Source organism: Sutterella sp. (genome assembly GCF_052272535.1).
Lineage (GTDB): Bacteria > Pseudomonadota > Gammaproteobacteria > Burkholderiales > Burkholderiaceae_F > Sutterella.
Genome location: NZ_DAVZJY010000146.1, coordinates 1 through 6,141 on the forward strand (window position 1 = coordinate 1; position 6,141 = coordinate 6,141).

Consider the following 6,141-nt stretch of genomic DNA (forward strand, 5'->3'; position numbering starts at 1 on the left):
AGACGCGCGCGCAGTCCTTCATTGAGAAGGACGGCCGGGTGGTGGGCGTCAAGGGCGTCGATGCCGCGGGCAACACGGTCGAACTCACCTCGAAGGCCGTGATTCTCGCCTCGGGCGGCTACGGTGCGGACCAGTCGAAGCTCCCGTCCAAGATGAAGAACTACCTCTTCTACGGCGTTGACGGTGAGACGGGCGACGGCTTCAAGATGGGCGAAGCGATCGGTGCGGGCACCATCAACCTCGACCTCGTGAAGATGTATCCGCAGGGCGTCGAGACGCGTCCGCATCACGGCCTCGCCGCGACGGCCTCTTCGACCGACACGATGAAGAAGTCGGGCGCGATCTACGTGAACAAGTTGGGGCAGCGCTTCGTCGATGAAAACGCCGGCCTCGGCGTGCTCACCGACAAGACGGTCGAGCAGCCCGGCTCGATCGCCTACATCGTGATGGACGAGGCGGCCTGGAAGCAGTACGTCGCGAAGTCCCTTGAAGACAAGCTCGTTCCGTCGGCCGAGTCGCTCGACCAGTGGGCGAAGATCGTCAACAACGGGCACCCCGTGATGGCGGTCTCCAAGAGCCTTGAAGAAGCCGCAAAGGCCATGGGCATCGACCCGAAGGGGCTTGAAGCAACCGTGAAGCACTGGAACGACGAAGTGAAGGCCGGCAAGGACGCCGACTTCGGCCGCCGCATCACGGGCGGCCTCGCCGAGGGCGGTACGTGGCGCATCGTCGAGCAGAAGGTCCGCTACCAGACTACTCTCGGCGGCCTCAAGGCCAACGGCTCCATGCAGATCCTCGACAAGAAGGGACAGCCGATTCAGGGCCTCTATGGCGCGGGCTGCGTTGTGGGCGGTGCGAACGGCGCCGACTCGATGACCGCGATGATGAATTCGTGGGCCATTGTTTCGGGCGTCGTTGCCGCCGAGAGCGCCGCGAAGCAGATCAAGTGACTCTGTAAAGCGCCCGCTCTGAAGCGTGCTTCATGAGCCTGCGGCCGCCGGATCCTCATGCGGGTTCGGCGGCCGATTTGTGAGGCTTCGTGGAGACCTGTGGGTAGGAGCGACGAAATCCGCGCCAACGAGCGCGGGTACAGTACCAGGCGAAACGAATTTAGAAGTGAGGAGGCTGGCTCAACGGGACGGGCTCTCTGAGGGAGCGTACAGAGGAGGACGCGACTGCGTCCGAGCATATGCCGCGTACGGGCTTATAACCAAACAGGAACAACGCCCGCGATTCTTTCAAATCACGGGCGTTGCCTTTTGCAAATCGGACGATCCAAACAATTACAACAATCAGTTCAGTGACTCAGTGTCGTAACGCTTCTCCGAGTCATTCGACTGCAGGCCGCCTTCGAAAATCAATTCGACACGACGGTTCATCCAGCGGCCGTCATTGGTCTTGTTGGTGTACTTGAAGGACTTGCCCATGCCGCGTGCCGTCAGGCGATCGGCATCAATGCCATGTTCGATGAAGTAATTGCGAACGGCATTGGCACGACGCTGCGACAGGCCGGCGTTGTACTTGTCGCTGCCAACCCTGTCGGTCCAGCCTCGGATTTCAATCTTTTCAGACTTGTCTCGCGAATTGATGAACGCAAGCGCCTTGTCCAGAATGCGGCGGCTTTCTTCAGAAAGGTTCGACTTGTCGAACGCAAAGTTGATGCCTTGAATTTCAATCGTCGCCGCCTTCTGACATTCACGATAGAAGACTTCTTCGACAAAGCTCTTCCATATGGCGTCATCAGTCATCAAAGCTTCAAGGTCGTCTAAACGGCCGCATGTGGAAACCGAAGCCAGTTCATCAATGGCCTTTCGCTCCTTTTCCGTATATGCGGCCGACACGATATGGATGCAGGACTTCGGATTGGCTTCATAGAAGGCCTTCAGCGTCGCCACCGGATCCAAATGCTTCTTATCGGGATCGACCTCAAAGTTGCCGTCAGTCACGAGAACTGTTGCTTGAGAATTGGCAAGCTTTTCAGAGAAGCTCTCAAATGCACGGCTCCCCACCCACGTTGATCGACCGAACACCTCCAGACGAACGCCGAACTTCTTCTGAAGATCGGTCTTGAACTCTTCCGAAGAGCGCTCCTTCATCGGAACCAACTGAGTAAAGGGCGCCACTGTCAGAACAGAGGACTGCATCCCGGCCTTTTCAATCGAATAGATGCCGGCCTTCTCGATGAAGCGTTGCGTCAGTTCATGACGAGTCAGCTGGTCAATCTCTTCATTGGTCGGAGGAACTGCACGGATTTTTGGCAACGATTCGCCACGCTCTCGTGCATTTTCGATCTCTTTTTGCGCCAGGGACTTCATGTGCCCTACAGTCTGCATCATGGATCCGGATGCATCGGCTACAAAAGCAAACGTCTCAGCGGTCCGTCCGCAATCTACAAGGGACATTTCCGACGCCCAAATGTTGGCGGACATGCCTGCAATGGCAATCATCGCCAATGCCTGTTTACGACAGCTCATTTTCATTCCTAGACAATGGGGCTGCCGCTCCTTCAGTCATCATCGACAGGAAGGAGCAGCCTTGATTGTTTGAACAGCCGTCCCGAACCGATCGGGACGGCCCTGAGGACTCATCAGAACAGCAGCTTGCCGCCGATGCTGACATCGTAGTCCTTCGTATAGCGATCGCCTTCTTCACGGCTTGCCTGCGCATAAAGACGGAAGTTGTCAGTCACCTGCCAGTCAAAATTGACGCCGTAATAGAAGCGCGTGCCTTCGATGTCGCCGGCTCGAACGCTGGCCTTGGCGCCATCGATACCCGTATAGGAAATCGTTTGATCGCCGCCGAGGAATTCATGCTTGACGCCGCCCAACACGGCGACCTGGTAGTAACGGCGATCCAGATCGTCAATCGTTCCATAGTTGAACTTCTTGCCGAGAACGAAGCCGGCTCGACCGGTCAGGAAGTCCGCATTACCCTGATCGACCTTGAGCCCCGTGGAAGTCGTGTAGTCGGCACCCTTGGCAAGGAAGTAGCTCAGCTGCAGCTGCGGCTCGACGAACCAGTGGTTGAACCACCGGCGATCATCAACACCACCGCCTAACGAGAACATGTGGCCCACTTCAACGCTGGCGCCGAAGCCCCAAGTACCGTAGTCGGCCTTGGACTTATCCATTCCCGTGTTGTCGAAGCCTTCGAGTTCCTGTACATAACGCCCGGCCTGAAGCACAAAGTCGGCATAGGAACCCTTGTTGTGCATCCACGTCGCATAGAGCTTTCCGGAGTATTCCTGAAGCGTACCCGTCGTATAACCGGAGCCAAGCCCCTTCTGATCGGCATCGCTGTAGCGGAACGCACCGCCGAGCAGCCAGGCACTGTCTTCGTCGGCGTGGACGAGACGGTCAACACCGATGTTCAAGCCGTAGATTTCCTGCTTGAAACCTGCGGTGCCGCTGGCCTTGACGGAATCCTTCTTTCCGAAGACCGAAATCCAGCCGCCGTCCTGAGCCCCATAACGGACTTCGCCAGTACGCTTGCGAAGATCCTCCATATCAGCCTGATATGCCTCAGCCTGACCACTGGATGTACCGATTGTGATGTTGTCATTCACTTCAGGTGGAAGAGGCGGCGTCACGGGAGGCGTCGGCGGGTTGGGATTCGGGTTGGGAACAGGGTCAGGCTGAGAATGTTCGGCCTTCACAAGGTACCACTTGCCTTGGCCATTACCGTTCGTTTGAGTGCCGATCTGTTGACGACCTTCGTCTGTATCCAACAAAGCTTCATCGCCATCCTTGACAAATCCTAGATTCCAAACAGTAACCATGCCGCGACCACTGAAAGTGGATCCGCCGGAAAGGTTTGTAATCGCTAAGTTGGAACCCGAACCTTGTGCAACAAGCCAGTTATTGGAGTGAGGCTTGTTTTCGGGGAATTCTTCTCCCTGAATGGCAAGCCCCACTTTAAGGGATCCGGAAGCAATGTCCAGGACTTCAAGCTGATCAAGGGTGACGTTCCTAGTAGACTCCTTTTCAAGGTCAATGTTCATATGCAAAGTGCCGTTAGAACCTACGAGTTCTTTCGTTTTCAGATTGCGGTACTGATGCGTCATAGGATCGCTTTGCAATTCTCCAAAGGCGATTGACGAATCTGTCAGTACGAGCTTGCTCATCGATGAATTGTCGGAGAGCCTCCACGTGGAAGAACCTTCGAACTTCAGATTGACGCTACCTTCGGAAGCAGTCCCCACTTTATTGGAAGTTGCACCCGTATAGATAGATCCATGAGAAAGGCTGAGATCGATCAGACTGCCATTCGTGGATGAGATGGTTCCATCAATGACACTTCGTCCGAAAACACCCTGAATAGATGAATTGGTGTCCGCAACCATTATTTGCTGTGACGGATCATTATTTTTGGATGCAACAAAACTAGAGGAAGCATTAAGCGAAACGGTTCCATTATTAATGGATTTAATTTTATCCTTAAAGACAGATTCTGGCGAAACCAAAATAAACTTTCCGCCGCTAACGAAAACTTGATCATAAATGGTCGTAATTTTATCAACGGTTGCACTAACAGTAGAATTATTAAAAACGCAGAGCGAATAGGAGTTGTTATTCGTATCAATTGAAAGTGATTTTGAATTAGCCGTCACATCTCCAAAATAAGACCAAATGCCATATTTACCGCCAACAATAGAAATATCGTTTTCTGCGGTTAACTCAAGCTTTGTGTTATTTTCAACTTCTTTACCATATAATACGACTGCGCGCTCACCGTCTGAAGAAAGAAGAATATTTCTTCCCGATTTAACAGAAAGCTTATTTTCTATGGTCGTATCATCATTTCCTATGAGATAAACGGCATAATTCAACTTTCCGGAAATAGCGACGTCGGATTTTGCAATAATATTTGAATTGACGTTACCGCGTCCATAGTAACCATAACCTTGAGCTTTAATGGTTATGCTACCGTTATTCGATTTCAAGGATGCCGAAGTTTTTGCTGTGGATTGTTTATAAGACAAAAGGTAAACCCCAGCTCCATTGTAATCATAGTAATCTGAGAGTGAAGCTACATCCCTGAAGTACGTGTTGATGTCTATGCCTTCATCAGCATTAATCGTCACTATTTTATTTGTCTTAGCTAAAATGCCGAATACTACGTTCTTTTCTCTAAACGATTTAGTTAGCGATACATCAAATGTATTGTTATCGCCGACAATACTTATGCCACCGGCGTTATCTCTGTCCGTGCGCTTGTTTTCAATTAAAAAAGATTCTGCGTCAATGTCGATAGTCCCTGATCTTTCCATGATAATGGCGCTTAGAGTGTTATCCACACCCTCATTATTCACCATGCCGGATTCAAGACATATGTTTCCGTTTCTTATTATAAAAGAAGCCCCTTCATAGACATAAATTGTTCCTTGTCCACGGTAATTTTTTAAAATTAAATTAGTGCCCCCCCCATAATAAAATTGCTTTTTGTGTTATAATTTTGACCACTCCCCCAATTATGAACGAGAACAGTTGGATATATTTTTCCTTCGGAACCGTCTAATGTGGCGCCTTTATTGAAGATATAATCTTTACTTATTCCCTCATCCGTATCTTGAAAGGTTATATCTTCATTCCCATCATTATCATAAAGCAAAAAGTCGTCGTACACCTTTCCTGCTACTGGCCTTTCCTTTACAATCGCATGAGAAGTCGAAAAAAGGCTCATAATGCCAATGGCGATAACTGATTTTGTGAATATACTCATAGTAAATTACGATTAGATCAAGATCAAGGTTCGAAAGCCCCGTTGGGGTATACCGATTAATACGAACCTGACCAGATTTTAGTACGGTTCACACTGTACACCAGAAATCGAGGCTTCGTGGAGACTTGTGGGTGGATCCTATGAAATCCGCGCCAACGAGGGCAGGTACAGTACCAGGCGAAACGGTTTTGAAGTGAGGTGGCTGGCCTAACGGGACGGGCTCACTGAGGAGTCAAGGCCGGAGCGTATAGAGGAGGACACGACTGCGTCCGAGCATATGCCGCGTACGGGTTTGACGGAGTGGGGAAATCGTCGAAGCCTTGAGTGAGGAGACATCTGCTACCCACAGATATCCCCGAAGAGCCCCCTATCTGTCAAAATAGGTGCCAAGCTAACCTACAGAGCATCTCATGGCTAAAC

General features: G+C 51.3%; 4 protein-coding genes. 1 reads left to right on the forward strand and 3 read right to left on the reverse strand.

Going from position 1 to position 6,141, the window contains the following annotated elements; translation table 11 throughout:
- On the forward strand, positions 1-950 hold a 950-nt coding region (locus tag ACT6Y9_RS07850; protein WP_443744124.1), incomplete at its 5' end, for an FAD-binding protein.
- A gap of 342 nt (positions 951-1,292) precedes the next feature.
- On the opposite strand, the gene ACT6Y9_RS07855 is transcribed toward ACT6Y9_RS07850, so the two are convergent.
- The 3 genes from ACT6Y9_RS07855 to ACT6Y9_RS07865 all read right to left on the reverse strand — a co-directional run bounded on the left by ACT6Y9_RS07855 (position 1,293) and on the right by ACT6Y9_RS07865 (position 5,721).
- The gene (locus ACT6Y9_RS07855) at positions 1,293-2,474 is read right to left on the reverse strand and encodes an OmpA family protein (protein ID WP_443744125.1); all 1,182 of its coding nucleotides are present in this window, start codon (positions 2,472-2,474) and stop codon (positions 1,293-1,295) included.
- A 113-nt stretch (positions 2,475-2,587) separates the two neighbouring features.
- Complete coding sequence (locus ACT6Y9_RS07860; protein WP_443744126.1) at positions 2,588-5,314, reverse strand: autotransporter outer membrane beta-barrel domain-containing protein; 2,727 nt, start codon at positions 5,312-5,314, stop codon at positions 2,588-2,590.
- Between the two features lie 92 nt (positions 5,315-5,406).
- On the reverse strand, positions 5,407-5,721 hold the full coding sequence (locus ACT6Y9_RS07865) for a hypothetical protein (RefSeq protein ID WP_443744127.1): 315 nt from the start codon (positions 5,719-5,721) through the stop codon (positions 5,407-5,409).
- Positions 5,722-6,141: the final 420 nt, after the last annotated feature.